This is a genomic window from Guptibacillus hwajinpoensis (assembly GCF_001039475.1).
Classification (GTDB): Bacteria; Bacillota; Bacilli; order Bacillales; family Guptibacillaceae; genus Guptibacillus; species Guptibacillus hwajinpoensis.
Window position 1 is genome coordinate 1,199,018 of sequence record NZ_LELK01000004.1, and the last position, 26,078, is coordinate 1,225,095.

Consider the following 26,078-nt stretch of genomic DNA (forward strand, 5'->3'; position numbering starts at 1 on the left):
TAGTTGAAAGTAAACAAGGGAACAGATTAAAAAAAGGGAGGTGCCAACACATATGGAAATAATACTTTATTTAAGTGTAGCTATTATCGCAATTGCATTTGCAGTACTTGTTTATTTTGTGGCCCAAACGTTAAAATCTTTAAAGGACACCCTTAGTAATACCGCGAAAACACTTGATAGCCTTGAAAAACAAATGAATGGTTTAACAACCGAAACAACTGCATTGTTACATAAGACAAACTTGCTTGCAGAGGATATTCAGGGTAAATCTGAAGCGCTGGATACTGTTTTCGTACAAGTAAAAGAAGTCGGGACATCACTTGGGAAGATGAATCATTCATTCCAGAATATTACCGGTAAAGTAACAGAAGAGGCAGAGCGCCAATCTGAACAAGTAACTAAAGTAGTTCAATGGGGTAATGCGGCTATGCAAATTTGGCAAAAATGGCAAGTTAAGAAAAAAGCAACAGATCAGTATATTGATTCAAAATAATAGGAGGTATTTATATGTCAGATAACAATAACAACAACAATATTAATACGAAAGATTTTATTATCGGTTCACTAATCGGTGGGATTGTAGGAGCTGCGGCTGCATTATTATCTGCACCTAAGTCAGGTAAAGAGCTAAGAAGCGATCTTAACCAACAAGCTGGAGTAGTTAAAGAAAAAACATCTCAATTCCGTGATTCAGCAGTAGAGCGCAGTTCAGATTTCGCTAACCGTGCAAAAGAGAAATCCAATACAATTTACAAGCAAGTTTCTGATCAATCCAATACGCTTGTATCTAAAATCAAAGACAGAAACTTAGAAACAGAAGAAAATGACGCTATTCGTGCTCAAGCTGATGAGGATGTGGAAAGCTTCCAACAGGACCTTAATGACCATTTCTCTGAGGAAGAGCCTGCTTCAATGGAGAATCCAACAAAACCTTAATAAGAAGTGTATCGTGTTACAAAAGAAGAAGCATAAGGCTTCTTCTTTTTCTTTTTCGGTGCTTTCTTTTATAATAGACATAGAAATCAGAAAGGGGATTTACACATGGCTATAACAAAACTATCAACTTCTGAAGAATTTAAAAGCGTGAAAGAAAATAACAATGCATTTTTACTTTTTAAAAATAGCACAACATGTCCAATTAGTGCTCAGGCATTCGAGGAATTCGAGAAGTTTTCACAAGATATAAATCAAGAAGTTTACTATTTAAATGTCCAAGAATCGAGAGAACTGTCAGGAGAAGTTGCTGATACATTTGGCGTTAAACACCAGTCGCCCCAAGCTCTTGTCTTTAATGGTGATCACGTTGTTTGGAATGATTCACACTGGCGTATCACTTATTCTTCCTTATCAGATGCTGCGAAACAATATTTGAAATAAAACGGCTCATACTAGCCGTTTTTATTTCACTGACATGGTTTAATGCTTAAAAGCGTTTAAGAATTAAAAGAAAAGTAGTGACATTTTATTTTTCATCGTATATAATGACCCTAATCACCTAAACAGATAAGGAGTGGAGATAGTATGGCGAATATCCAGATTGATGAGTTGAGAGAGAAGTTAGACGATATTAACCTACAGTTGCTTGATTTAATTAATGAGCGAGCTGAGTTGGCAAAAGAGATAGGTAGAGTAAAAAAAGCACAGGGGATCAATCGTTTCGATCCGGTACGAGAACGTAAAATGCTTGATTTACTTTCAGAGAAAAATCGTGGACCGTTTGACACTTCCACTCTTCAGCATATTTTTAAAGAAATTTTTAAGGCAAGCCTTGAGCTTCAAGAAGATGATCACCGTAAAGCTCTTTTAGTATCAAGAAAGAGACAACCCGATAACACTGTCATCGACATTAAAGGTGAAAAAATCGGAAACGGTGGGCAAGTTCTTATTTCTGGGCCATGTGCAGTAGAAAGTTACGAGCAGGTTGCTGAAGTAGCAAAAGCTGTTAAGAAGCAAGGTTTCAAAATGCTTCGTGGAGGAGCATTTAAGCCACGTACATCACCATATGATTTCCAAGGGCTTGGTGAAGAAGGTCTGAAGATTCTTAAGCAAGTGGCTGATGAGTATGATCTTGCTGTTGTTAGTGAAATTGTAAACCCTGCGGATATTGAAATGGCTGTTAAGTACGTTGACGTTATCCAAATTGGTGCAAGAAACATGCAGAACTTTGAACTTCTTAAAGCAGCAGGTTCTGTAGACAAACCGGTTCTTCTAAAGAGAGGGCTGTCAGCTACTATTCAAGAATTTATTAACGCAGCAGAGTACATTGTATCCAACGGGAATACACAGGTTATGCTTTGCGAAAGAGGAATTAGAACGTATGAGAAAGCAACGCGTAATACACTAGATATTACGGCTGTTCCAATCCTTAAGCAGGAAACTCATTTACCAGTACTCGTAGACGTAACACATTCGACTGGACGTAAAGATCTTCTTCTTCCAGCAGCTAAGGCAGGTCTAGCGATTGGAGCTGATGGTATCATGGTAGAAGTACATCCAGATCCAGCAGTAGCTCTATCGGATGCAGCACAGCAGCTAGATATTCCACAATACGAGAAATTTGTTGATGATCTTAAAACAAGCGGATTATTCAATCCTGCGAAAGTTACACCTTCTACTTTATAAGTAGAAGGTTTTTTTTCGCTTAGGCTATGTTAGAGCTATTGTTCATTCACATAGCCTTCGCTTAAAATCTTAAATGATTGATAGAATGAAAAATCCATCTCCTTTTTATAAATTGAATAAATCTATGTTAACGTGTCATCATATAGCATATAAGTCGTTTTTGATTAGATTTCGTAGATTGTCCATAAAAATTAATTCTTATCTAAAGCAAAAAGTGAGTAAATATGCTATCTTTAATAAAGTATGTATTTGTGAAATAGTTTACATACCACTTGTAGAGGCAGACATTTAGATTCGTTCATTAGCGATAGTAGATATAAGGTTAACGTTTGCAGTGAAACAAATAGTATCGTATCATTAAGTAAATTAAAGTCCGAAAGAGCATGAAGGAGGATTATTGTGAATACAACGATTTATGACGTAGCAAAAGAAGCGGGAGTATCAATGGCAACTGTATCAAGGGTTGTAAATGGTAACCCAAATGTAAAGCCTGCCACTAGAAAGAAAGTTCTTGAAGCAATTGAGAGACTAGGGTACCGTCCAAATGCCGTGGCAAGAGGACTAGCTAGTAAGAAAACAACAACAGTAGGGGTTATTATTCCCGATATTTCGAGTATTTTCTTCGCAGAGTTAGCGCGTGGAATTGAAGACATTGCGACGATGTATAAATATAATATTATTCTAAGTAATTCAGATCAAAACAAAGAGAAAGAAATTCATCTTCTTAATACAATGCTAGGTAAACAGGTTGATGGTATTGTATTTATGGGTGGAAAAATTACCGAAGAGCATGTAGAAGAATTTAAGCGCTCTCCTGTTCCGGTTGTATTAGCTGCAACACTTGAAAAGGGGCAGGAGATTCCTTCTGTTAACATTGACTATCAAAAAGCGGCATACGAACTTGTAACTGAGTTTATTAACAAAGGTCATAAGAAGATTGGTCTTGTTAGTGGACCACTAGAAGATCCGATTAATGGTGAGGAGAAATTCCTCGGCTATCGTAAAGCACTTGAAGATGCAGGCATGCAAGTTAACGAAGATTGTGTTGCTATCGGTGACTACACGTATGATTCTGGTATAGAAGCGATGGAAGGCTTCCTTGAGCTAAGTGAGAAACCAACAGCTATCTTTGCTGGTACAGATGAAATGGCCCTAGGCGTCATTCATGCAGCTCAGGACAACGGATTTAATGTACCTGAAGATTTCGAAGTAGTTGGATTCGATAACACTCGTCTTGCGACAATGGTCCGTCCAACACTATCTACAGTAGTTCAACCAATGTATGACATTGGTGCCGTTGCTATGCGTTTACTTACGAAGCTAATGAACAAAGAGACAGTTGAAGATCAAACGGTTGTGCTTCCACACAGATTGCAGCATCGTAATTCAACAATGCATAATGAAGAATAGCAAAAAACGAGCCGATCGGCTCGTTTTTTTAATGGCTCTTTTTGTATACGTTGTTGCTATAAAAGTGAGTTAATTTCCGCTCCAATCACTAAATGTTGTTTTAAAAAAATTGTTTAAAAACAATAATTTTTTAGAAAAGAGCGTTTTAATTAACAATTTGATATAGCGCACGTTCGACAGTGAGCTTGTTTTTTTCTGTTATCTCCTGTTTCCTTGGAATAGGATCATATAAATTCTTTTGATCATGCCAGTGTGCTGGTAATTCAAGAGGAGAATGAGCTTGCCAGCGTTCGAGCCAGGTTTTTGGAAGACTTCCTGAAATGGTAAGCCCTTTCATTTCTAGCCAAATTCTAGACCACGCACGAGGAACGACTCTCCACACATCATATCCTCCCCCGCCGACGGCAATCCATTTCCCATTGCAGTATTCATGCGCAAGTTCATGTGCGAGTTTAGGAATGAATTCGTAGGTTGCCATTGATACGGATAGATGTGTTAACGGGTCGTAATAATGAGCATCGGCACCGTTTTGGGTTAGAATAACATCCGGTTTAAAAAACTCAATGACTTTTCGAAAGGAAGCTTCGTACACTTCTTGAAATGATTCGTCTTCTGTAAAAGCATCGATGGGAATATTAAAAGAAAACCCATACCCTTTGCCATGTCCTTTTTCATTCAGATTACCTGTCCCAGGAAATAAATATCTCCCTGTTTCATGGATTGATAGCGTGCATACATTAGGGTCATCGTAGAAGGCCCACTGAACCCCATCACCATGGTGCGCATCGGTATCAACGTAAAGAACTTTAGCATTGTATTTTTGTTTCATATACTCAATTGCAATTGAACTATCGTTGTATATGCAAAAACCAGAAGCTTTTCCTCGAAATCCATGATGAAGTCCTCCGCCAATGTTCAATGCGTGTGTTGATTTACCAGTCATTACAGCATCGACTGCAGTTAACGTTCCACCTACAATCAAGGCACTAGCTTCATGCATATTCGCAAAAATAGGAGTGTCTTCTGTGCCTAGTCCATAGTTTGCTGCAGTTGTTGATGGGAGTTCTCCTTTACTTGCTTTTTTGACTGCTTCGATATAAGCAGGATCATGAATGAGGGCAATCTCTTGATCAGTCGCCATGCGAGGGGCGATCATTTCTTCACTAGCAAGAGCATTTATTTCGGTTAGGAGATCCTGGGTTAGCTGTACTCGAATATGGTTAAACGGATGGTCGTCACTGAACTTATAGTTTAAATAGTCTTTGGAGTAAATGAAAAGAGAATCACATTTCATTTTGTCACACCCGGCATGTTTGGCCAGAGTACTTGATAACCCTCATTTTTGATATCGTTTATAACGGTAGTTGGGTTCATTGTTTGAATACGAAAGACGATATTCTTATATTGTTCATCATGGCTACATGGATAAACTAATACGCTAATAATGTTAACATTTCGTTTGCTTATAATCTGAGTGATATCAGCAAGCTTACCAGATACATTAGCTACCTGAACCTCAATGTGTGAGCTTGGCTGGTGTGCTCCAGTTAACAGTATTAACGTATGTAGCATGTCTGTTTCAGTAAGGATTCCGATAACCTTTCGTTGATCAACTATTGGAATAGAACTTATTCGTTGCTCATAAAAAATAGTTGAAATTTCTTCAACAAAATCTAATGGGTGTGCAGTAATTACGTCTCTTTTCATAATAGAAGAAAGGGGTGACTCTAGAACCTCTTTGTTTGGATCAGAGTCTAGAATCGAAGGACTTGCATCTTTTAAATCTCGATCCGAAACAATCCCAGTTAGTTCCCCTTTTTGATTGACGATTGGAAGATGACGGATATTTTTTTCTCGCATCATCTTAATCGCATCTGCTATTGTCTGGTTCTCTTCTAATGAAAAAACGTTTCGATTCATAATTTCCTCTATGAGCAACTTATTTCACTCCTTTTCGTTCTTAATACATGAATCGATTATGGAATCGAAGTCGATCAAATGCCTGAATCGATTCCTGATCAATTCTCGTTCCGATCTTTGCCATTAAACAATTTGCTGGGTGAGAACTGATTTCTGGATCGTCTGTTGCATACCACTCAAGTCCCCCGGCATTCATCATTTTCTCCATAACCTTTCGATAATCCCATACGGATAGACCGGTGCCTTTAAGATCCCAATGCCAGTAATATTCAGTGGTTATGATGATATAATCGTTCATTGCATCATCCATGAATGATGTTCTTAGCAGACTTTTGCCAACTTTAGCGTTTCGGTATTTTGGTATGACTTCAATCGCACCAAGTTCTAGTAAATCATCCATATTCCCTTCTGACCAACGCTCGAGCGGATCAGGGTATAAAAATGTCACATATCCAACAATCGTTTCTCGTTCTCTAGCAACGATAATTCTACCTTCTGGAAGTCCAGCTATTTCGACAAGTGCCTTATGCTGCTGGGCAGGTGGACGAAATGCTACCAAATCGCTATGTAAATGATAGGAGGCAAGTCTGTCGGGTGAAATAGGTCCTTCAATAATTAACTTTCCGTGAGGTGTGTTCCATTCAATTGCATTATAGGTTTTCTTATGTTCCATTTAGTCACCACCTTTTAATAATGACCTCAGCTCTTATTATACATGAAACAAAGGAAATGTAAGGGGTTTCAATGCGAATTCATTAAGTTTTGTCATTTGTTAAAAAATTTGGAATTTATGTTATACTATCAGGGAAAGAAATGAAGGAGAGGGAGGAGATTAATTATGGAATTGAAACCGCTTTCTGCTACATTAGGGAATCATAATTTACAGGATTATAAAGCTACATACGAGAACTTTGATTGGAAAGACGTGGAAAAGGCATTTACTTGGAATGAAACAGGTAACGTCAATATGGCCTATGAGGCAATTGATAAGCACGCTGAGTCCGATCGAAAGAACAAAGTAGCGCTGTATTTTTCGGATCCAAAAAGAGACGAGAAGTACACGTATAATGAAATGAAAACAATGAGTAACAAAGCAGGTAATGTTCTAAAGAAAGTGAACGTGGAGAAGGGAGATCGAGTATTTATCTTCATGCCACGTTCTCCTGAACTGTATTTTATTCTACTAGGTACTCTAAAGCTTGGAGCGATTGCTGGTCCCTTATTTGAAGCATTCATGGAAGGTGCGGTTCGTGATCGACTTGAAGATAGTGAGGCAAAAGTGCTTGTTACAACGCCTGAACTACTTGAACGTGTACCTGTTGAAGAGCTGCCAAATTTAGAAAGCGTAATACTTGTCGGTGATGATATTAAAGAAGAAGGACCTTATTTAGACTTTAATAAGCATTTCAAGACTGCCGACAAAAAGCTTAAAATTGAATGGGTAGATCGCGAAGATGGGATGATTCTTCATTATACTTCTGGTTCGACTGGAAAACCGAAAGGCGTACTCCATGTTCATAACGCTATGATACAGCACTATCAGACTGCAAAGTGGGTGCTTGATCTTAAAGAGGACGATGTTTACTGGTGTACAGCTGATCCTGGCTGGGTAACGGGAACTTCATACGGAATTTTTGCGCCGTGGCTTGCTGGAACATCTAACGTCATTCGTGGAGGGCGATTTAGCCCAGATGATTGGTACGGAACAATTGAGAAGTACGAAGTATCAGTTTGGTATAGTGCTCCAACTGCCTTCCGTATGCTTATGGGAGCAGGAGATGAAATTGTAAAACGTTATGATCTTTCATCTTTACGCCACGTCCTAAGTGTTGGAGAGCCGTTAAACCCAGAAGTTATTAAGTGGGGAAATAAAGTTCTGGAACTGCGCATTCATGATAACTGGTGGATGACGGAAACTGGAGCTCAGCTTATTAGTAACTATCCAACGATGGAAATTAAGCCTGGCTCCATGGGGAAACCTATTCCTGGTGTTCATGCAGCGATTGTAGACGATCAGGGTAATGAACTGCCATCTAATCGAATGGGGAATCTAGCAATTAAAAAGGGATGGCCTTCCATGATGAGAGCGATCTGGAATCGTCCTGAGAAGTATGAAAGCTATTTCCTAAAAGGTGATTGGTACGTTTCAGGTGATTCAGCTTATAAAGACGAAGATGGATACTTCTGGTTCCAAGGTCGCGTAGATGATGTAATCATGACTTCGGGTGAGAGAGTAGGACCATTTGAAGTTGAGAGTAAGCTTGTTGAGCATGCAGCGGTTGCTGAAGCAGGTGTTATTGGTAAGCCTGATCCTGTGCGAGGGGAAATTATCAAAGCCTTCATAGCGCTAAGAGATGGACATGAGCCAACAGATGAGCTAATGGAGGAAATTCGTAACTTCGTGAAAAAGGGTCTTGCAGCACATGCTGCACCTCGTGAAATCGAATTTAGAGATAAGTTACCAAAAACAAGAAGTGGTAAGATTATGCGACGCGTCTTAAAAGCTTGGGAATTAGACCTCCCAACAGGTGATTTATCTACAATGGAAGATTAATAAAACAGCCTGCAGCAATTGCTGCAGGCTGTTTTTCTATTGATTGCTGTTGTTCGTAGTTTCTGTGCTTTCAGAATTGTTCTGACTACTCGAATTGTTATTTGGTGCTGTATTTCCGTCCGGACTATTCGAACCACCATTACCGTTGGAACTACCGTTACCACTATTGGAAGTGTTGCTGTTACCACTACTATTAGAATTGTTACTGTTGCCTTCATTGTTATTTGTAGAGGTAGATTCCTCAGACTCATCCGCTTCATTGGAGTCATTGGAACTGTTGTTATTCTCCTCATTAGTAGAGGCGCCATCTCCATTTGCATTTCCATTTCCTTCATCTTCAGGCTCTGGTTCATGATCAGGATCGGGCTTGTTTTCAGGTTCTTTAGGTTTTGGTTCTTTCTTTTCAGGCTCGTTTGACCAATCGCCACTTATAACTTTAGCGGATGGTCCAGATTCGTTTCCTGCTACGTCAACTGCTGTAACGTAGAAAGCATAAGCACCAGAGGGAATGCTAAATGAACTTCCATCTGAAGACTTGATACTACCTAGCTTTGTAAAAGAATTGCTACCATTCGATGCACGGTAGATTCGATAACCTACTATATCGCTTTCGCCTGAAGCACTCCAGTTTAATGTGGAGCCACTAATAGAAACGCCTCCAACAGCACCAGGATTCTTGCCATTTTCTTTAGCAGTTGTCCCTTCTGAGACAATGTTAAGGTTACTAAATTCAGATGGTAATAATTGTGCAAGATCAACTCCAGAGAAGTAATCTTCTTTAATCATAACACCACTTGATACAAACTCCTGTGGAGTAGTTGAAAGTGCTTGATAGGTATTACCATTCATCACGACGTAACGTCCTTCAGTGAGGCTGTCATCAACTTCAGTGGGAACATACTTCGCATTAAATAGATCCGTTTGAACGAGGCCGGCTTTTTGACATAAATCAGAAGCTAGCTTGCCTGAAATACCACAGAATGATCTGCGTACAATTCCAGTTGGCATCTTAAACGATTCCTTTGGATCGACTATTTCTGGTTTTGCGTCGTATGCTGCATTTGCAAAGAGTGCCCATAAGTTTTTATTCCGTTTAGAATAAAGGTTTGGATCCATTGGTAATTCAAGATCGTACCCTGTCCAAACACCAAGTGAGACGTTTGGATTAACGGCAACAAACCAGGCATCTTTGTAGTTTTGTCCAGTTCCTGTTTTACCTGCCCAATCGGAAGCAAACTTCAACTTACCAGGAATATCTTGAGCGGTACCTTGACTGATTACATCGCGCATCATGTCAATCGTAAGATAAGCTGTTTGAGGACTGAAAACCTCAACAGGTTCAGGTTTTTGTTCGAAAATCGTATTTCCATCACTGTCCACTATTTTATCGATCATATAAGCATCGACGAATTTCCCGCCGTTTGCGAAAGTGCCAAACGCATTTGTGTTCTCTTCTACGCTAACTCCACGATCTAGAGAACCGATGGAAGTGGAAGCATTTGAACGATCAGGCTGAGTTAACGTATTAAAACCCATTTTCACTAAATAATTTGTAGCTTGATAAGGATCCATCTTTGAATAAATCCTAGTAGCTGGAACGTTATAGGACTGTTGTAATGCTTTACGAGCAGTTACTAATCCGTGGAAATTCTTTCCGTAATTGTCAGGCAGCCATAAATCGTCAGAAGGAAGGTCCGGTATAATATAACCTGGTTGAACTTTCCCCATCTCCATAGCTGGAGCATAGTCTAGTATCGGCTTCATTGTCGAACCGTTAGAGCGATAAGCTCCAGTAGCATGATTCAACTGTTCGGTACTGAAGTCACGGCCACCAATGAAAGATAGGATTTTTCCGGATTTGTTTTCAATTAGAATACTTCCAACTTCCATTGGAAGCTCTTTGTTAACGAGTTCGCCAGTTTTAGGATCTTGAACAGAAACTGTTTTAGTTCCCTGAAAATAGTTAGGATTATCGAGTACTTCATCTTTTGCTTGATTCATACCTTCATACATATCTTTGTCAATTGTAGTATGAATTTTATAACCGTTTTTTCTAAGTGCAATTTCTGCGTTACTCATAAATTCGAGAAAGACCTCTGAATCTTCTTGAATTCCTTTCCATTTTAGTTCTTTTTGTTTCGCAACTTCTGTAGCTGATTTTCCATAAATGTTAGCTTCGTAAGTAATTTGATTGTAGTTATCTAAACTTTTACCAAGTTTTTCTCCATCATATCCTTCTTCATCTGCAATCTGCTCGGCAAGAACTCGCTTCGCACGATCTTCAATCTCAAATGTAAGGTAAGGGTATTCTTCTACTGGTGAAGGCGATGACTCAGTTAGATTTTTCTCAATATCATACTCAAGTGCTTTGTTGTATTCTGCTTCCGTAATCGTTTCTTCTTGATACATACGATAAAGAACAAACTCCATTCGTTCGATTCCTGCAGAAAGATCTTCTTTAACTCCCCCAGAGTTTGTGAACGGGGTGTATGTATAAGGATTTTTGGGAATACCAGCAATAAAAGCAGCTTGCGGTAAGTTTAATTCACTTGCATCAACTCCGAAGATTCCCCGTGATGCAGCTTGAACACCTGCAATATTGTTCCCTGATGCATTTCGTCCATAAGGTACAATGTTGAGGTATGCTTCTAGAATTTCATCTTTATTAAAGAAGTTCTCGAGACGGAGAGCTAGCAGCATTTCCTTAGCTTTTCGTTCGAATGACACTTCTCTCGTTAGAATTTGGTTTTTCACTAACTGTTGAGTGAGTGTACTACCACCACTACGATCATCTGAATTAGTGACCTCTTGAAGAACAGCTCGTCCGATCGCTTTCGGAACGATGCCGTCATGATCATAAAAATATTCATCCTCTGTAGAAATAACTGCTTTTTGAAGAAGAGGTGAAATATCTTTTAACTCAACTTCTTTTCGTTCAATATCTGACCTGAAGTTTCCAAGAAAGACGTCTCCAGCGAAGTAGACTTCACTCGTTTCTTCGTAGTTGTAGACATCTTTTTTCATTTCATCATAAGAACGAATTGGTTCATCTTTCACAAGAGATGCGAAATATCCCGCACCAACACCGCCGGCAAAAAAGGTGCCCATTAGACCAAGTACAAGAAAAATTAACAAAAGATTCCAGATCACTTTATAAGCAATTCTCGAGCCGGTCAAAACGTTGTATTCTTGTAATCTATCAATGAACGCGTTCCACTTCTGCCTGACAGTAGAAAAAAGCTCTCGCATTCTTATACCCCCTCAAATTAATCCTGTTTATTATAGCATATGTCGTCGAGATTTGTATAAACTGGTAAGGAACGATAGTAGGTTAAAATTGACACATTTTCTCCTTTGTGATAATAATTTAACTAGTGATTTTTAAGAACGAAATGCATTGATTGGACGAAGTAACGTTTTTCTCCCTTTTTCAGAGAGCTGGTGGTAGGTGTGAATCAGCATAAAGGAAAATGTGAATTACCTCCATGAGCATCTAATGGGAAAGACTTAACGTCTGTGTAGCATTAGACGGTTCAGGCCGTTAATCTGACTGAGTGGGAGAAAGATTGCTTTCTTCAACAAGGGTGGTACCGCGATCAAACTCGTCCCTTTTACCTGGGGCGGGTTTTTTATATGCTTTTTTGGTCAACGTTCGCCATATGACTATCATTAAACTCATAACAAAAGGAGTCGAAAACATGCACATTTTGGATGAATTAGAAGCAAGAGGCCTTTTGAATCAAGTAACAGATAGAGAAGGTCTAGAAAAGGAATTAACAGAGAACAGAATTGCTCTTTATTCTGGTTTTGATCCGACAGCAGATAGTCTGCATATCGGTCATCTTTTGCCAGTTCTAGCTCTTCGTAGATTTCAGCTCGCTGGACACACACCGATTGCGCTTGTAGGCGGAGCCACTGGGTTAATTGGAGATCCAAGTGGACGCTCAGACGAACGTACATTAAATTCAGAAGATATCGTAAAGGAATGGACGAATAAGTTACAGGGACAGCTTGCTCGCTTTCTGGACTTTGGTGATCAAGCAAATTCAGCTAAAGCTGTAAACAACTTCGACTGGATCGGAGAGTTAAACGTTATTCCATTCCTTCGTGATGTTGGTAAGAATTTCGGTTTGAATTATATGCTTGCAAAAGATTCAGTTACTTCACGTCTTGAAGCGGGTATCTCCTTTACTGAATTCACGTATATGATTCTGCAATCATATGACTTCCTTCAACTTTACCGTCAAGAGAATTGTCGCCTTCAAATTGGTGGTAGTGATCAATGGGGCAATATTACTGCTGGTCTTGAATTAATTCGTAAAGAAGAAGGTACTGACGAATCCACAAAAGCATTTGGTGCAACATTCCCACTCGTAACGAAGAGTGATGGGTCCAAATTTGGTAAATCTGAAGGTGGCGCAATTTGGTTAGACGCTGATAAAACGTCTCCTTATGAATTCTATCAATTCTGGATCAATGCCGATGATCGTGATGTAGTGAAATTCCTTAATTACTTTACTTTCTTAACAATTGAAGAAATTAAAGACATTGAGTCTAAGCACGAGGAAGCCCCAGAGAAAAGAGAAGCTCATCGTAAGTTAGCAGAAGAAGTTACAAAGCTCGTTCATGGGGAAGAGAAGCTTCAACAGGCAATAAATATCTCTGAAGCGCTCTTTAGCGGAGATATTAAGCAGTTAACTGCCGAAGAAATCAAATTAGGCTTTAAAGATGTTCCTTCTTATCATGTAGAAGATCATGAAAAAGGGTTGATAGATCTTCTAGTTGAAGCGGGCATTTCACCTTCCAAGCGTCAGGCAAGGGAAGATATTAAAAACGGAGCTGTTTACATTAACGGCGAACGCTGTCAGGAAATGGATAAAGTCATTTCAGAAACTGACCAAATCGAGAATCAATATGTCATTATTAGAAGAGGTAAGAAGAAATACTTCCTTCTTACTTATTAATCGATAGTAAAGGTGCACTCCTAGATAAAGGAGTGCACCTTTTTTGGTTATAAAGATTTATTAACAAGGCTCTTCTCATAGACATTGTTGCTATAGCTGGTCAATTTCCGCTCCAGAATGCTCGCTTTCCGCGGGGCGGGCGGTGAGCCTCCTCGTCGCTAACGCTCCTGCGGGGTCTCACCTGTCCCGCTAGTCCCGCAGGAGTCGAGCATTCTTCCGCTCCAATTAGCGTAATCAGGTTCTTTTAAGAAAATCCTTTCATAACAACAATCTTTTAGAAAAGAGCCTTTAGAAAAGAGCCCTTAACAATTAGTAAGCAATATAAAAACCCCGGAAACCATTCCGGGGTTTTTGTGAAACAGCTTAACGAGAGTAGTACTCAACGATAAGAGCTTCAGTGATTTCAGCAGGAAGTTCAGAACGCTCAGGAAGACGAGAGAACGTACCTTCAAGCTTATCTGCATCGAAAGTAAGGTATTCTGGAACGAAATTGTTTACTTCGATTGCTTCTTTGATGATGTCAAGGTTGTTAGACTTCTCACGAACACTGATCACTTGACCAGTTGCTACACGGTAAGAAGGGATATCAACGCGTTTGCCATCTACAGTGATGTGGCCGTGGTTAACTAGCTGACGAGCCTGACGGCGAGTACGAGCTAGACCCATACGATAAACAAGGTTATCAAGACGAGCTTCAAGAAGGATCATGAAGTTTTCACCGTGAACACCTTTCATTTTACCAGCATCATCGAAAAGACGACGGAATTGACGCTCAGTCATGCCGTACATGTGACGAAGCTTTTGCTTCTCTTGAAGCTGAAGTCCATATTCAGAAAGCTTTCTACGCTGGTTAGGTCCGTGTTGACCTGGAGCGTAAGGACGCTTTTCCAATTCTTTACCTGTTCCACTTAGAGAAATACCAAGACGACGAGAAATCTTCCAACTTGGTCCTGTATATCGAGCCATAATTAGCTCCTCCTTTATACCATTTAGATTGGTATAAAATAAAAACAGTGTCGTGATTCCGGTTTGCGCACATTGTGTTTTCACACGCCTTCACCTCGACAGCCGGAGGGTACGCGGCGTACCTATTTAAAGGAACACAATGAAATCGCAGCCCGTCACGCTGCTGCCCATTCTTATTTTACACAAATGCAATTGTAACTCTTTCACGTTACTCTGTCAACTTGGGTAACTATTTTAACACTACTAGAGTTATGAGACCCAAAATTTTTATTTCTAATTATAAGTGATTACCCCTTCACCTTATTTAAGAAAGCGCTTACAATAATAAAGGACAGAGTAAACCGATCATAAGGGGGAAATACTTTGACAGACAATCATCGCTTTGAAACAAGAACAATTCACGATGGATATGAAGATAAATCACATCATAATAGTTTAGCGGCACCAATATACCAAACATCCACGTTTACTTTTGAAACGGCAGAAGCGGGAGAACGAAGATTCGCAGGCGAGGATCCGGGCTACATTTATTCAAGACTTGGAAATCCTACTGTTCGGATGCTAGAAGAGCGCATTGCATCTCTTGAAAATGCGGAAGCAGGATTAGCGTTTGGTTCCGGAATGGCAGCCGTTTCTGCCGTTCTATTGAATCTAGTTAAATCAGGAGACCATATTCTTTGTTCTGAAGGAGTATATGGCTGTACGTTTGGATTACTTAAAATGCTAGAGGGAAAATTTTCTATAGATCATGATTTACTTCCTTTAGATTCAGTGGAACAAATTCGTAGTGCCATTCGCCCTACCACAACTGTGATTTATATTGAGACGCCAATTAACCCAACGCTAAAGTTGATTGATCTCGAGATGATCGTATCAGTTGCAAAGGAATATGGTATACAAGTTGTCGTCGATAATACGTTTTCTACTCCATATTTACAAAGACCTCTTGAATTTGGATGTGACATTGTGTTGCATAGTGCAACGAAATACATTGGAGGACATGGAGATGTGGTAGCGGGACTTGTAGCAGGAAGTAAGGATGCGATGACATCCATTGCAAAAAGCACCCAGAAGGACATTGGAGGAATTCTGTCTCCGTTTGATGCCTGGTTGCTACTACGTGGGTTAAAAACATTACCATTACGAATGGACAGACATTGTGCGAACGCAAGAAGTATTGTCGAGAACCTTAGCAGTCATCCACGTGTAAAAAAGGTTATGTATCCTGGAACTGAAACATCTCCTTCGTACGCTATTGCAAAGAAACAAATGAAGTACCCTGGAGGATTAATAAGCTTTGAATTAGATGGAGGGAAGCAGGAAGCACAAGAATTTATGAATAAGCTAAAAATGATCAAAATTGCCGTAAGCCTAGGAGATGCTGAGACATTAATTCAACATCCTTCAACAATGACGCATGCTGTTGTTCCTGAAGGTGAACGAAGAAGAATGGGAATCAGTGATTCTTTAATTCGATTATCAATTGGACTCGAAGCATGGGAAGATATTTGGGAAGACGTTCTTCAAGCCCTCGAAGCATAGTAAAAACAGTCTTGGCTCCAGATTGGAACCAAGACTGTTTTTTTGTACTATAGGTGATCTTGTAAAGCGGAAGTGAACTTTTCTAGATACTCTTGATCAATTTCGTCGAATCGTCCTACATTTGGACTATCGATATCTAGCACGCCAAGTAAGTTGTCAGCTTTGTATATTGGTACGACGATTTCAGACTGCGAAGCAGCGTCACAAGCAATGTGGCCAGGAAATTCATGTACATTTTCGATTCTCATCGTTTTACCTTCTTTAGATGCTGTCCCACAAACGCCTTTTCCATTTTGAATTCGAACGCAAGCTGGAAGTCCCTGGAACGGTCCGAGCACAAGTTGGTCTGTTTCTTCTTCGTAAAGATAGAATCCAACCCAGTTTACATCAGACAAAAACTGATTTAATAAAGCAGACGCATTTGCCAAATTAGCTAGCTGGTTTTGCTCGCCATCTAACAGCGCTCTTAGTTGTTTAATAACCATTTGATAATCTTTTTCTCTTTTTCCTGAATAGGATTCGACTTCAAACACGTCAATGCACCTCTTCCTTAACTCGAAATTATGCTAATCATATCAAATCCTGACGGTTAATACACATATTTTGTCGCACGATTTGTAAAGGAACGGGTTAGAATTTCTCGAATATGTTAATGATCGATCAATTTGGAGGTGGTTACTAGTGAAACAGGAGCGAGATACAGTATCGAAGCGAAGTGTTATACAGGCCGCCATTCAACTTTTTAATACGAAAGGATTCAACGGTACTTCTGTTCGTGACATTGCAGGCAAAGCCGAAGTAAATGTGGCGCTAATTTCTTATTATTTTAATGGAAAAAAAGGACTCGCAGAATATCTTATGACATCTTTTCTTGAAGGATATGTGAAAGAAATTGAAGCGGCCTATCAGCAACTGGACATGAAATCAGCGAAAACATGTCTGATCGATGCTATTCAGCGTGTAATGGAATATCAGCATCAAAACAGACAGTTGGCTCGTTTTGTACATCGAGAAATCACATTTGATTCTGTCCTAGTTCGTGAGATTATGACAACATACCTTTCAAAGGAGAAGTTCTATTTCTCTAAAATATATGAAGTTGGTTTTGCGAGAAAGGAATTTCGACCACAATCAATAGATTATATAATTATGCAAATGAAAGGCATGCTGTCTATGCCGTTTTTGCATCCCCAATATATACTTGAAGTTCATCATATACAACCGCATGAGCATTACTTTATAGACCGATACACGAAGCAATTAAAGGAATGGATTGAACTATATATATGCGATACTGAAAGCTGGGGAGTAAGACCGCTCGTTATGAACGGCTAACCCTATATGGAGAAGAAAGTGTTTGTGTCATGATCATTTCAGTTCCCTGACCTATCCCTTTTGCGCTATGGGCATCAGATCCATAGACAAGAGGGATTTCTCGATTTATTGCTTCCTTGATCACCCAATCAGGTGGGTAGGGTTCCCCGCATAGAGGCTTAACCGTTCCAGCCCCATTATAATCAAGGGAATAGCCATGATTTTTTACTTCATCAAGAAGTGAGGATATTTCTGCTTGAAAACGACTTTCGAAAGGAAACTCTTTCTGAAATTTATTTGCAAGAGTAATGTGGCCTATCCGCCTAGGTTTATATATACCTAAATCAGCGTGAACGGATTTTAATACAGTATCATAATATTTCTGATGGACGCTTTCAATTGATCCAAGAGAGTCTACCAACTCTTTAAATGCAGTCGGACTATAGTCGAGGCAAGTATATTGGTCACCGTGTTTAATGAAATGAACAGAAAGAATAGCGTCATCTAACTGAGGTCCTACCCTTTGAAGAAAATGCTTAGTCTCATCTTCAAAGCCTTCGATGTAATCGATTTCAAGACCACATCTTATTTCGATTTTTCCAGCATAGGTACTTTTCAACTGATGTACAGCTTTAAGGTATTCGTTTAAGTTCTTTTCTGACATGCCACTATCCTTATTGGGAACCGGATCATTGAAATTTTGAGGCAAAGGAGCGTGCTCTGTAAATGTCATTCCTTTATAACCAAACGTAATTGCTTCTTCAACATATTCTTCTAATTGATCAGTCGTTCCATGTGGGCAGAATGGAGAGTGAACATGACCATCATATGAAATACTCATCCTAAAGCACCTTCTTTCTGATTATGAAAAAGTTTATAATAATATCAAGGATTTTACATGCCGAATATTGAATTTACTTAGTCAAACAGGTAATTACATGGTATCATAAAAACATTACTAAATTTCGTACATATTCGTCTACAAACGATCTATATCTGACGATTTAGACTGCTAAATTAGCATGATTACATAAATTGATGATGTGGAAGAAGGGGTGCTTCCGTTGGAGTATATTGTCATTGCGATTATTATATTGGTAGCCGTCATATTATACGGCACTTTTGCGAGAAGAAAAATATACAATGAAATCGATCGTCTTGAGGAATGGAAGATTGATATATTAAACAGACCTGTGACCGATGAGATCTCGAAAGTAAAAGGGCTTATCATGTCAGGCCAAACGGAAGAGAAATTCGAGAAATGGCGTGAAGAGTGGGATGAAATTGTTGCTGTGAAGCTGCCTAATCTTGAAGATCAGCTCATGGACACAGAGGATGCAGCTGAGAGATATCAATTTCGAAAAGCCAAAAACACGCTTGTTGAAACGCGCGATCGACTTGAGCAAATTGAAAAACGAATCGAGCTTATGTTAAATGACATAAACGAACTTGTTTCTAGTGAAGAACAGAACCGAACTGAAATCGTTTCAGTACAGGAAGTGTTCAGAGAAGCGAAACAGAAATTGCTTTCTCAAAACCGTTCGCTGGGTAAAGCTTTTCCTACGCTAGAAGCTGAGTTAGAAGAACTAAGACAAAAGCTTCAACAGTATGAAACGTTAACAGAGGATGGGAATTATCTTGAAGCAAGGGATGTACTGAAAGAAATTCAAGATCGTTTAACTGCAGTACAAGAGAAGATTGTGATCACGCCAGAACTCATTACACTAGTTCATACGCAAATCCCTGCTCAGCTTAAAGAGCTTGAAGATGGCACTTCTGCTATGGAGTCTGAAGGATATGTTCTTGATCATCTTGAAATTCAAGAACACATTGAGAATGTAGAATCTGATCTCGTGAAATGGGATTCTGCCATTGAGAAAACGGATATAGAAGAAGTGAAGACGGAAGTCGATGCAGTTAGAAGAAGTATTGAAGGACTTTATGACCAGCTTGAATCTGAAGTTGACGCTAGACAACTTGTTACCGAGAAAGTGGAAGAACTCGAGCGTGAATTGTTTAAAACGAATAATCATTTTCAAGATTTGCAGGAAGAAACAAATGTTGTTCAGCTTAGCTATCGATTAGAAGAGCAAGAACTTAAGATGATTAAAGAAGTTGAGAGTAAAATATCAGATATGCATCTTAGGTTTAGTGCAGTTCGTGAAGCGGTAGAAGGGAATAAACAGGCGTATACTACTTTAGCCGAAACTGTTCTGACACTCAAAGAGGATCTAGCAACGATCGATCACGATATGCAAATCCAGAAAGAGAATTTGCATATGTTAAGGAAAGATGAATTAAAAGCACTTGAAACAATCAAAGAATTGAAACGAAGGTTGATTGAATCAAGGAGAATGATGAAGCTTAGCAACCTTCCTGGTATACCAGAATCTTATATAGACGGTTTTGAACTTGCTGAGGATATCATTATCGAATTAAATGATCGATTATCGGATGTACCGCTAGATATTTATCAAGTAAACGAAGTGTTAGCAGATGCAGAGCGTGCAGTTGAACATAGTACCGAAGTAACCAAGAAGTTAGTGGAAGACGCAATCTTAACTGAACGACTAATACAATTTGGTAATCGTTATCGTGGTAAGTACAAAAGTATGAATGAATTGCTTCAGAAAGCAGAAGATCACTTTAGAAGATACGAATATGATGAAGCTCTTTCAACAGCTGAAGCAGCCATTGAAAAAGTGGATCCTGAAGTTCTTCAATCACTAAAAGATGATGTAAGAGAACCTGTTAGAACATAACTCTCCTCATATGAGGAGAGTTTTTTGTAACATGTGAAGAGCTAATAAAGAAAAACGCAGGCAAATGCCTGCGTTTTTCTTTATTTTTTCTGTTTGTACTGCAGCATAATGAATCCTATCATTCCACCAGCAACTGCAGGAATGAGCCAGCCTACCCCTTCGCTGTATAATGGTAAAGCGTGCAAGAATCCAAACTCGACCAATCCTGCTCCTTCAATTGCGTTAGGAATACTAATCAGGATTGTAAGTAAGATAGCCCCCCTGTAAACGTAGGTGTGAACTGGAATCGCATAGTTAATGAAGGTTAAGAAAATCAGTACGATTGCAACTGGATAGATTGCGATTAAAACAGGCACAGTAAATGTGATGAGCTGTGTAAGGCCTAAGTTTGCGACGAATGCACTAAACAGCGTTACGAGTAGGATCACTACTTTATAAGAGAGTTTTGGATACGCCTTCGAGAAGTATTCACCACAAGCTGTTACTAACCCTACTGAAGTCGTTAAACAAGCAAAGGTAATGGCAGCACCTAGTAATGCTGTTCCAAATGATCCAAATAAGTAACTAGCGACACGTGAGAGAATTTCCCCTCCATTATCGGCTTTCCCTACAAGATCAAGGCTTGTAGCGCCAATATAGGCAAGTGATAAGTAAATAGCTGTTAGTCCGACTGCAGCAATCATACCTGCCTTTAGAACTGCTAGAGAAACCGTTTTTCGATCGGTTACGCCTCGATCATTGACTGCTTTAATGACCACAATTCCGAATACAAGCGCTGCGATGGCATCCATTGTTAAATACCCATCAAGGAATCCCTTGAAAAATACGCCGTTCTCATAGTTAGGAGAGGGTGGCGAAAGTGATCCAGGTGGATTAACGAACGCACCGACAATTAGACTTCCAAGTACGAGAATTAACATAGGAGTAAGGAATTTACCTACCCGATCAACTAACCTAGTGGGATTCAATGCTACCAAGAAAGTGATCCCGAAAAAGACTATTGTATAAAGAAGTAAAGGTAGACCAGTAGGGTTTGTAGATTCACCTAGGAAAGGAACGACACCAATCTCAAAAGCAACTGTACCGGTACGAGGGATCCCAAACAATGGTCCAATCGCAAGATAAAGAACTGCTGTGAAGGTAAGTCCAAACACGGGATGTACCTTAGAAGCAATATCATTCAAGCTACCGCCTGTTAAGCCGATGGCGGTTACACCAAGCAGAGGAAGTCCAACGCCTGTAAAAAGAAAACCAGCAATCGCAACCCAGATATTTTCACCGGCAGCTTGACCAAGTGCTGGAGGAAAGATCATGTTTCCTGCTCCGAGAAAAAGCGCGAAGAGCATTAACCCTATTGTAAACGTATCTTGATTTGATAATTTTGCTTTCATAAATGCCTCCTGATTAAACTGTTTAACCTGTCCTAATTTTCGGACTTTATATTAACACAATTAACCGACAAATCATAATGATTCTGAAATGATTAATTATTCAAATAATTATCCATCAATGATAACGGGGAGGGAGCGACTGTTGGGAATGTTAACCAGGCATGCATAGGATTTAAAATGATTTCCTCAGCTAAAAATTCATGTGGAATTTATTTGGTCTTTCTATAACGCTGTGGTAAGATTGTTAGTTGGAAATATAAGATGACTGAAGGTGTCATAATATGATTTATTTGGATAATAGTGCAACGACCAAACCATACCGAGAAGTTCTAGATGCTTATCGAACAGTAGCAGAAGATTTCTTTGCAAATCCTTCCTCTCTTCATCGAAAAGGTGGAGAAGCAGAAAGGCTACTTAGACAAGCTAGAAAAAGCATTTCTGAATTATTAAATGTTTCGATAAGTGAAGTTGTCTTTACCTCTGGTGGAACAGAGAGTAACAATTTAGCAATAAAAGGTGTAGCACTTCAATATATGAGTCGCGGAAAGCATCTCATTACGTCACAAATTGAGCATGCTTCTAGCATGCAATCTTTTCACCAGCTTGAAGACATGGGCTTTGAAGTGACTTATCTTCCAGTTGATACAAACGGACAAATTTCCATACACGATCTTGAAAATGCCCTTACTTCTGAGACAACACTTGTTTCAATTATGCATGTTAATAATGAGATAGGTGCGATACAGCCCATTCAAGACATCGGTCACATCATTAAAGAGAAATCACGTGCTGTCTTCCATATTGATGATGTTCAGGGGATAGGGAAGGTTCCGCTCGATTTTAATAATGTTAAAGCGGATCTCATTTCTTATTCCGCTCATAAATTTCATGGATTAAAAGGAAATGGACTTCTCCTAAAGAAGAAAAACATTGCGCTTTTTCCTTTGTTATCTGGTGGTGGGCAGGAGAGTGAAATACGCTCAGGAACAGAGAATGTACCAGGCATTGTTGCGATGGCTAAAGCTCTGAGGTTATATTTTGATACAGCTGATGCAAAGAAGGGTAAGCTTGAAGAATGGAGAAAGAAACTGGTCGATGAACTTCCTGAGATTCCAGAAGTTGAACTTAATACGTCTCGATTTGCGGCTCCACACATTATTAATTTTTCGGTTCGTGGCATAAAGCCAGAAGTCTTGATTCACACTTTAGAAGAAAAAGACATCTATGTTTCAACACGATCTGCTTGTTCTTCAAAAGCTACAGAAACTAGTCATGTGTTAACGGCTGCTGGTTTTCCGGTGGAAAGAGCCAAAACGGCAATAAGGATTAGCTTGTCATACGATACAACTGACGATCAGATCGGCATATTTCTTAGTGAGCTTCAAAACGCCATTTCTAAACTAAAACATGTAATGAGGTAATAGCTATGTATGATCATATTATTATTCGATACGGGGAGATCTCCCTTAAAGGTAAAAACAGAAAAGGATTTATTACTTCTTTGAAAAAAAGAGTAAAGCAGGTTTTAACGGATTACGATTCGATTGAAGTACACCAATCTTTTGATCGTATGGTCGTTAAATTAAATGGAGCAAATCATGAACCGGTTATTAATAAACTTAAAACAGTGTTTGGCATTCATTCGCTTAGTGTGGCTATTAAGACGGAGCATGATTTAGACCTTATTAAAGAGAAAGCATTGCAGCTAGTTGAGGATCAACAGCGAGGGGAAAGCATGACATTTAAAGTAACGGTGAGACGACCGTTTAAACAGTTCCCACACCGTTCACAGGATATGAATCGTGATATTGGAGGGTTCGTTCTTCGGAATACTGAGAATCTTACAGTAGATGTGCACAACCCTGGTATGGAGCTTAAAGTAGAGGTTAAGCAAGATGGTGCTTATTTGAGTTGCAATAACTCAGTTGGTGCTGGTGGCCTACCGACGGTTCAGGACAACAAAGTGATGCTAATGTTATCAGGCGGGATTGATAGTCCGGTTGCTGGGTATCTTACAATGAAGCGAGGAGTGAAGGTAGAAGCCGTTCATTTTCATAGTCCTCCTTTTACTAGCGAACGATCTCGTCAAAAAGTTGAAGATCTCGTGAAAGTTCTAACACGTTATGGTGGAGATATACGTCTTCATATCGTACCATTTACAAATACCCAAAAAACCATCCAGAAAGAAATGCCTGATAACTACAGCATGACAATTATGAGAAGAATGATGATGCGTATTACTGAGAAATTAGCAGAGCAAAATCATGCCCTTGCAATTGCAACAGGAGAGAGCCTTGGGCAGGTTGCAAGCCAAACGATTCAAAGTATGAATACGATTAATGAAGTGACAAACTACCCGATTCTTCGTCCGCTTATCTCAATGGACAAACTTGAGATCATGAAAATTTCAAGAGCAATTGATTTATATGATATTTCCATTCGCCCTTATGAAGATTGCTGTACCGTATTTTTACCTGAAGCACCGAAAACAAAGCCAAAACGAGAGCATGCGAACAAATTTGAACAATACTTACCTGTAGATGAATTAGTGCAGGAAGCTGTTGCTGGCGTTGAAACAATTATTATCAATGAAAAAGACGAAGAATTTAGCGATTTGCTATAAAGCTTCCAACATTTGACCATATTCCCATAAGTTAAAAGGAATAACACCTCCCTGTCTATCAAATTCTATAGGCAAGGAGGTGAACATCCCATGGCAAATAACAGCTCAAACAACCTAGTAGTACCAGGTGTACAACAGGCTCTTGATCAAATGAAGTATGAAATTGCTTCTGAATTTGGTGTAACGCTTGGTCCAGATTCAACTTCACGTTCAAACGGTTCAGTTGGTGGCGAGATTACTAAGCGTCTTGTACAACAGTCTGAACAACAATTTGGAGGATACTCTAAATAATTGAATACTCATGGCTTGCGGAAGGTGCATATAGCATCTTCCGCTTTTTGATTTATTCAGAAATGTTCAAAACTTTCCCATTTTTATGTATAATGAAACTATTACATACAAGAGGAGGAATAGCATGGGAGATTTAATTGCACCTAACTATTACAATCTAACAAGCGAGATCGAGCGTTTTACTAAACAAGAACATAAGATTGCTCTTAAATGGCGAAGTGATAAAGGAGAATTCCATGAGATTACATACAATAATTTAATGGATAAAGCGAACCAAATTGCAGGGGCTTTAACATCAGAAGGGTTAAAGAGAGAGGATCGTGTACTAATCATGATGCCTCGCCTTATCGATACATACGCGGTTTATATCGCTTGTCTAAAAGCAGGTCTAGTTGTTATTCCATCATCAGAGATGTTAAGAAAGAAAGACCTTGTTTATCGAATTAATCATTCAGAAGCTAAGGCGGTTATCTGTGACTCTAAGCTAACAGGCTCATTCGAAGATGTAGAAGCTGAGGCGCCTTCACTGAAAATGAAATATGTTGTTGGGGATGCGCAAGACGGTTGGATTTCATTACTTGATAAAGCTCAAAATGAAAGCGTTTTATTTGAAGGGGTAAAAACATCTAGGGACGATATGGCATTCTTATCTTATACATCTGGGACAACTGGTAATCCGAAAGGTGTTGTTCACAGTCACGGTTGGGCATATGCTCATCTCAAAACTTCGTCAGCTTCATGGTTAGATATACAAGAAGGAGACAATGTTTGGGCGACAGCTGGACCAGGGTGGCAGAAATGGATCTGGAGCCCTTTTGTAGCCACATTATGTAGTGGTGCTACAGGATTTGTGTATAGCGGCAAATTTGATCCAGAAACCTATCTTGGCTTTCTAGCTGAATATGATATTAACGTGCTTTGCTGTACACCTACAGAATATCGCTTAATGGCGAAAGTAGATGAGTTAGATCGCTTCAGCCTCCCGTCCTTAAGAAGTGCTGTTTCAGCAGGTGAACCGCTGAACCGTGAAGTTATTGACACGTTTAGACGTTATTTCAATATAGACGTGAGAGATGGGTATGGACAAACTGAGAACACACTTCTTGTTGGAATTATTAAGGGGATGGAAGTGAAGCCAGGGTCGATGGGTAAGCCTACACCTGGGAATAAGGTTGAAATTATTAATGATGAAGGTAACCCTGTCGGAGTCGGAGAAGTTGGTGATATCGCTGTTCATAAAGATGTGCCTGCTTTGTTTAAACATTATTATAAAGATGAAGAACGTACACAAATGGCATATCGGGGTGATTACTACTTAACTGGCGATAAAGCGTCTAAAGATGCTGATGGTTACTTCTGGTTCGAGGGTAGAGGAGATGACATTATTATTAGCTCTGGTTATACGATTGGACCATTTGAAGTAGAGGATGCTCTTGTAAAGCATCCGTCTGTCCAAGAGTGTGCAGTAGTTGCAAGTCCAGATGAAGTACGTGGCAATATTGTTAAAGCATACGTTGTACTTAAGGATCAAAGTCAGGCTGGAGACGCACTAGTTCGTGATTTACAGGATCATGTGAAAGAGCTAACTGCACCTTACAAATACCCGCGTAAAATAGAGTTTATTAAAGAGCTCCCAAAAACGACCTCGGGTAAAATTAGGAGAATAGAACTTCGTCAAAAAGAAACACAGAGTGTTTCCTAAACAGTAAGAAAGACGAG

General features: G+C 39.4%; 22 protein-coding genes and 1 other annotated feature. Of the genes, 14 read left to right on the top strand and 8 right to left on the bottom strand.

All coding sequences use genetic code 11. The features are described from left to right. Positions 1-52 precede the first annotated feature (52 nt). The 5 genes from AB986_RS15995 to ccpA all read left to right on the top strand — a co-directional run bounded on the left by AB986_RS15995 (position 53) and on the right by ccpA (position 4,032). Complete coding sequence (locus AB986_RS15995; RefSeq protein ID WP_048312288.1) at positions 53-493, top strand: DUF948 domain-containing protein; 441 nt, start codon at positions 53-55, stop codon at positions 491-493. Positions 494-507: 14 nt separating this feature from the next. Next, the gene (locus tag AB986_RS16000; RefSeq protein ID WP_048312289.1) at positions 508-936 is read left to right on the top strand and encodes a YtxH domain-containing protein; all 429 of its coding nucleotides are present in this window, start codon (positions 508-510) and stop codon (positions 934-936) included. A 105-nt stretch (positions 937-1,041) separates the two neighbouring features. Further along, positions 1,042-1,377 (top strand): bacillithiol system redox-active protein YtxJ, encoded by a 336-nt coding sequence (gene ytxJ / locus AB986_RS16005; protein WP_048312290.1) that lies wholly within the window; start codon positions 1,042-1,044, stop codon positions 1,375-1,377. Positions 1,378-1,521: 144 nt separating this feature from the next. Next, complete coding sequence (locus tag AB986_RS16010; RefSeq protein ID WP_048312292.1) at positions 1,522-2,622, top strand: bifunctional 3-deoxy-7-phosphoheptulonate synthase/chorismate mutase; 1,101 nt, start codon at positions 1,522-1,524, stop codon at positions 2,620-2,622. 399 nt (positions 2,623-3,021) lie between these two features. Then, complete coding sequence (ccpA, locus tag AB986_RS16015; RefSeq protein WP_048312294.1) at positions 3,022-4,032, top strand: catabolite control protein A; 1,011 nt, start codon at positions 3,022-3,024, stop codon at positions 4,030-4,032. A 145-nt stretch (positions 4,033-4,177) separates the two neighbouring features. Here the strand turns inward: ccpA and AB986_RS16020 are convergent, their stop codons facing one another. From AB986_RS16020 to AB986_RS16030, 3 genes are read right to left on the bottom strand one after another with little or no spacing between them, the layout of a single operon-like run. Then, on the bottom strand, positions 4,178-5,326 hold the full coding sequence (locus tag AB986_RS16020; protein ID WP_048312296.1) for an acetoin utilization protein AcuC: 1,149 nt from the start codon (positions 5,324-5,326) through the stop codon (positions 4,178-4,180). Then, positions 5,323-5,970 (bottom strand): acetoin utilization AcuB family protein, encoded by a 648-nt coding sequence (locus tag AB986_RS16025; protein WP_048312297.1) that lies wholly within the window; start codon positions 5,968-5,970, stop codon positions 5,323-5,325. Before AB986_RS16025 ends, AB986_RS16020 begins: the two co-directional genes overlap by 4 nt. Before the next feature lie 22 nt (positions 5,971-5,992). After that, a complete protein-coding gene (locus AB986_RS16030) occupies positions 5,993-6,625 on the bottom strand; it encodes a GNAT family N-acetyltransferase (protein WP_048312299.1) in 633 nt (210 codons plus the stop codon). 165 nt (positions 6,626-6,790) lie between these two features. Here AB986_RS16030 and acsA point away from each other — a divergent pair, with 165 nt between their 5' ends. Then, entirely contained in the window at positions 6,791-8,506 is a 1,716-nt protein-coding gene (acsA, locus tag AB986_RS16035; RefSeq protein ID WP_048312301.1) for an acetate--CoA ligase, read from the top strand. A gap of 36 nt (positions 8,507-8,542) precedes the next feature. Here acsA and AB986_RS16040 read toward each other — a convergent pair whose 3' ends face one another. Next, the gene (locus tag AB986_RS16040) at positions 8,543-11,755 is read right to left on the bottom strand and encodes a transglycosylase domain-containing protein (protein WP_084006604.1); all 3,213 of its coding nucleotides are present in this window, start codon (positions 11,753-11,755) and stop codon (positions 8,543-8,545) included. A 139-nt stretch (positions 11,756-11,894) separates the two neighbouring features. Then, positions 11,895-12,119, top strand: a binding site (T-box leader). A gap of 85 nt (positions 12,120-12,204) precedes the next feature. Here AB986_RS16040 and tyrS point away from each other — a divergent pair. Beyond that, positions 12,205-13,470, top strand: a complete 1,266-nt coding sequence (gene tyrS / locus AB986_RS16045) for a tyrosine--tRNA ligase (protein WP_048312303.1) — start codon at positions 12,205-12,207, stop codon at positions 13,468-13,470. A 363-nt stretch (positions 13,471-13,833) separates the two neighbouring features. Here tyrS and rpsD read toward each other — a convergent pair whose 3' ends face one another. Then, complete coding sequence (gene rpsD / locus AB986_RS16050) at positions 13,834-14,436, bottom strand: 30S ribosomal protein S4 (protein ID WP_048312305.1); 603 nt, start codon at positions 14,434-14,436, stop codon at positions 13,834-13,836. 363 nt (positions 14,437-14,799) lie between these two features. Here rpsD and megL point away from each other — a divergent pair, with 363 nt between their 5' ends. Further along, positions 14,800-15,978, top strand: coding sequence for a methionine gamma-lyase (megL, locus tag AB986_RS16055; RefSeq protein ID WP_048312306.1), 1,179 nt, complete (start codon positions 14,800-14,802; stop codon positions 15,976-15,978). Between the two features lie 47 nt (positions 15,979-16,025). On the opposite strand, the gene AB986_RS16060 is transcribed toward megL, so the two are convergent. Next, the gene (locus tag AB986_RS16060) at positions 16,026-16,511 is read right to left on the bottom strand and encodes a GAF domain-containing protein (protein WP_048312307.1); all 486 of its coding nucleotides are present in this window, start codon (positions 16,509-16,511) and stop codon (positions 16,026-16,028) included. 148 nt (positions 16,512-16,659) lie between these two features. On the opposite strand from AB986_RS16060, the gene refZ reads away from it, so the two are divergent. Further along, positions 16,660-17,313: a forespore capture DNA-binding protein RefZ gene (gene refZ, locus AB986_RS16065; protein WP_048312308.1), complete on the top strand. Its 654-nt coding sequence runs from the start codon at positions 16,660-16,662 to the stop codon at positions 17,311-17,313. Here refZ and hisJ read toward each other — a convergent pair. Beyond that, entirely contained in the window at positions 17,300-18,133 is an 834-nt protein-coding gene (gene hisJ, locus AB986_RS16070; RefSeq protein WP_048312310.1) for a histidinol-phosphatase HisJ, read from the bottom strand. The two genes, refZ and hisJ, sit on opposite strands and share 14 nt — an antisense overlap. 223 nt (positions 18,134-18,356) lie before the next feature. Here hisJ and ezrA point away from each other — a divergent pair, with 223 nt between their 5' ends. Next, positions 18,357-20,054, top strand: coding sequence for a septation ring formation regulator EzrA (gene ezrA / locus AB986_RS16075; protein ID WP_048312312.1), 1,698 nt, complete (start codon positions 18,357-18,359; stop codon positions 20,052-20,054). 80 nt (positions 20,055-20,134) lie between these two features. On the opposite strand, the gene brnQ is transcribed toward ezrA, so the two are convergent. Further along, positions 20,135-21,445: a branched-chain amino acid transport system II carrier protein gene (gene brnQ / locus AB986_RS16080; protein WP_048312313.1), complete on the bottom strand. Its 1,311-nt coding sequence runs from the start codon at positions 21,443-21,445 to the stop codon at positions 20,135-20,137. 281 nt (positions 21,446-21,726) lie between these two features. Between brnQ and AB986_RS16085 the strand changes: the two genes are divergently transcribed. The 4 genes from AB986_RS16085 (at position 21,727) to mbcS (ending at position 26,061) form a co-directional block, all read left to right on the top strand. Then, positions 21,727-22,866 (top strand): cysteine desulfurase family protein, encoded by a 1,140-nt coding sequence (locus AB986_RS16085; RefSeq protein ID WP_048312314.1) that lies wholly within the window; start codon positions 21,727-21,729, stop codon positions 22,864-22,866. After that, positions 22,866-24,068, top strand: coding sequence for a tRNA uracil 4-sulfurtransferase ThiI (gene thiI, locus AB986_RS16090; RefSeq protein ID WP_152671015.1), 1,203 nt, complete (start codon positions 22,866-22,868; stop codon positions 24,066-24,068). The genes AB986_RS16085 and thiI overlap by 1 nt, the downstream gene beginning before the upstream one ends. A gap of 90 nt (positions 24,069-24,158) precedes the next feature. Continuing rightward, complete coding sequence (locus AB986_RS16095) at positions 24,159-24,359, top strand: alpha/beta-type small acid-soluble spore protein (RefSeq protein WP_048312317.1); 201 nt, start codon at positions 24,159-24,161, stop codon at positions 24,357-24,359. A 124-nt stretch (positions 24,360-24,483) separates the two neighbouring features. Then, positions 24,484-26,061 carry an acyl-CoA synthetase MbcS gene (mbcS, locus tag AB986_RS16100; protein WP_048312318.1) on the top strand — a complete coding sequence of 526 codons (1,578 nt, stop codon included), beginning with the start codon at positions 24,484-24,486 and terminating at the stop codon, positions 26,059-26,061. The last annotated feature ends 17 nt before the right edge of the window (positions 26,062-26,078 follow it).

Bases quoted from the DNA above. Each gene is read 5' to 3' on its own strand.
- AB986_RS15995 (WP_048312288.1), top strand. From the start codon at position 53: ATGGAAATAATACTTTATTTAAGTGTAGCTATTATCGCAATTGCATTT.
- AB986_RS16000 (WP_048312289.1), top strand. From the start codon at position 508: ATGTCAGATAACAATAACAACAACAATATTAATACGAAAGATTTTATT.
- ytxJ (WP_048312290.1), top strand. From the start codon at position 1,042: ATGGCTATAACAAAACTATCAACTTCTGAAGAATTTAAAAGCGTGAAA.
- AB986_RS16010 (WP_048312292.1), top strand. From the start codon at position 1,522: ATGGCGAATATCCAGATTGATGAGTTGAGAGAGAAGTTAGACGATATT.
- AB986_RS16020 (WP_048312296.1), bottom strand. From the start codon at position 5,326: ATGAAATGTGATTCTCTTTTCATTTACTCCAAAGACTATTTAAACTAT.
- AB986_RS16030 (WP_048312299.1), bottom strand. From the start codon at position 6,625: ATGGAACATAAGAAAACCTATAATGCAATTGAATGGAACACACCTCAC.
- acsA (WP_048312301.1), top strand. From the start codon at position 6,791: ATGGAATTGAAACCGCTTTCTGCTACATTAGGGAATCATAATTTACAG.
- AB986_RS16040 (WP_084006604.1), bottom strand. From the start codon at position 11,755: ATGCGAGAGCTTTTTTCTACTGTCAGGCAGAAGTGGAACGCGTTCATT.
- tyrS (WP_048312303.1), top strand. From the start codon at position 12,205: ATGCACATTTTGGATGAATTAGAAGCAAGAGGCCTTTTGAATCAAGTA.
- rpsD (WP_048312305.1), bottom strand. From the start codon at position 14,436: ATGGCTCGATATACAGGACCAAGTTGGAAGATTTCTCGTCGTCTTGGT.
- hisJ (WP_048312310.1), bottom strand. From the start codon at position 18,133: ATGAGTATTTCATATGATGGTCATGTTCACTCTCCATTCTGCCCACAT.
- brnQ (WP_048312313.1), bottom strand. From the start codon at position 21,445: ATGAAAGCAAAATTATCAAATCAAGATACGTTTACAATAGGGTTAATG.
- AB986_RS16085 (WP_048312314.1), top strand. From the start codon at position 21,727: ATGATTTATTTGGATAATAGTGCAACGACCAAACCATACCGAGAAGTT.
- AB986_RS16095 (WP_048312317.1), top strand. From the start codon at position 24,159: ATGGCAAATAACAGCTCAAACAACCTAGTAGTACCAGGTGTACAACAG.
- mbcS (WP_048312318.1), top strand. From the start codon at position 24,484: ATGGGAGATTTAATTGCACCTAACTATTACAATCTAACAAGCGAGATC.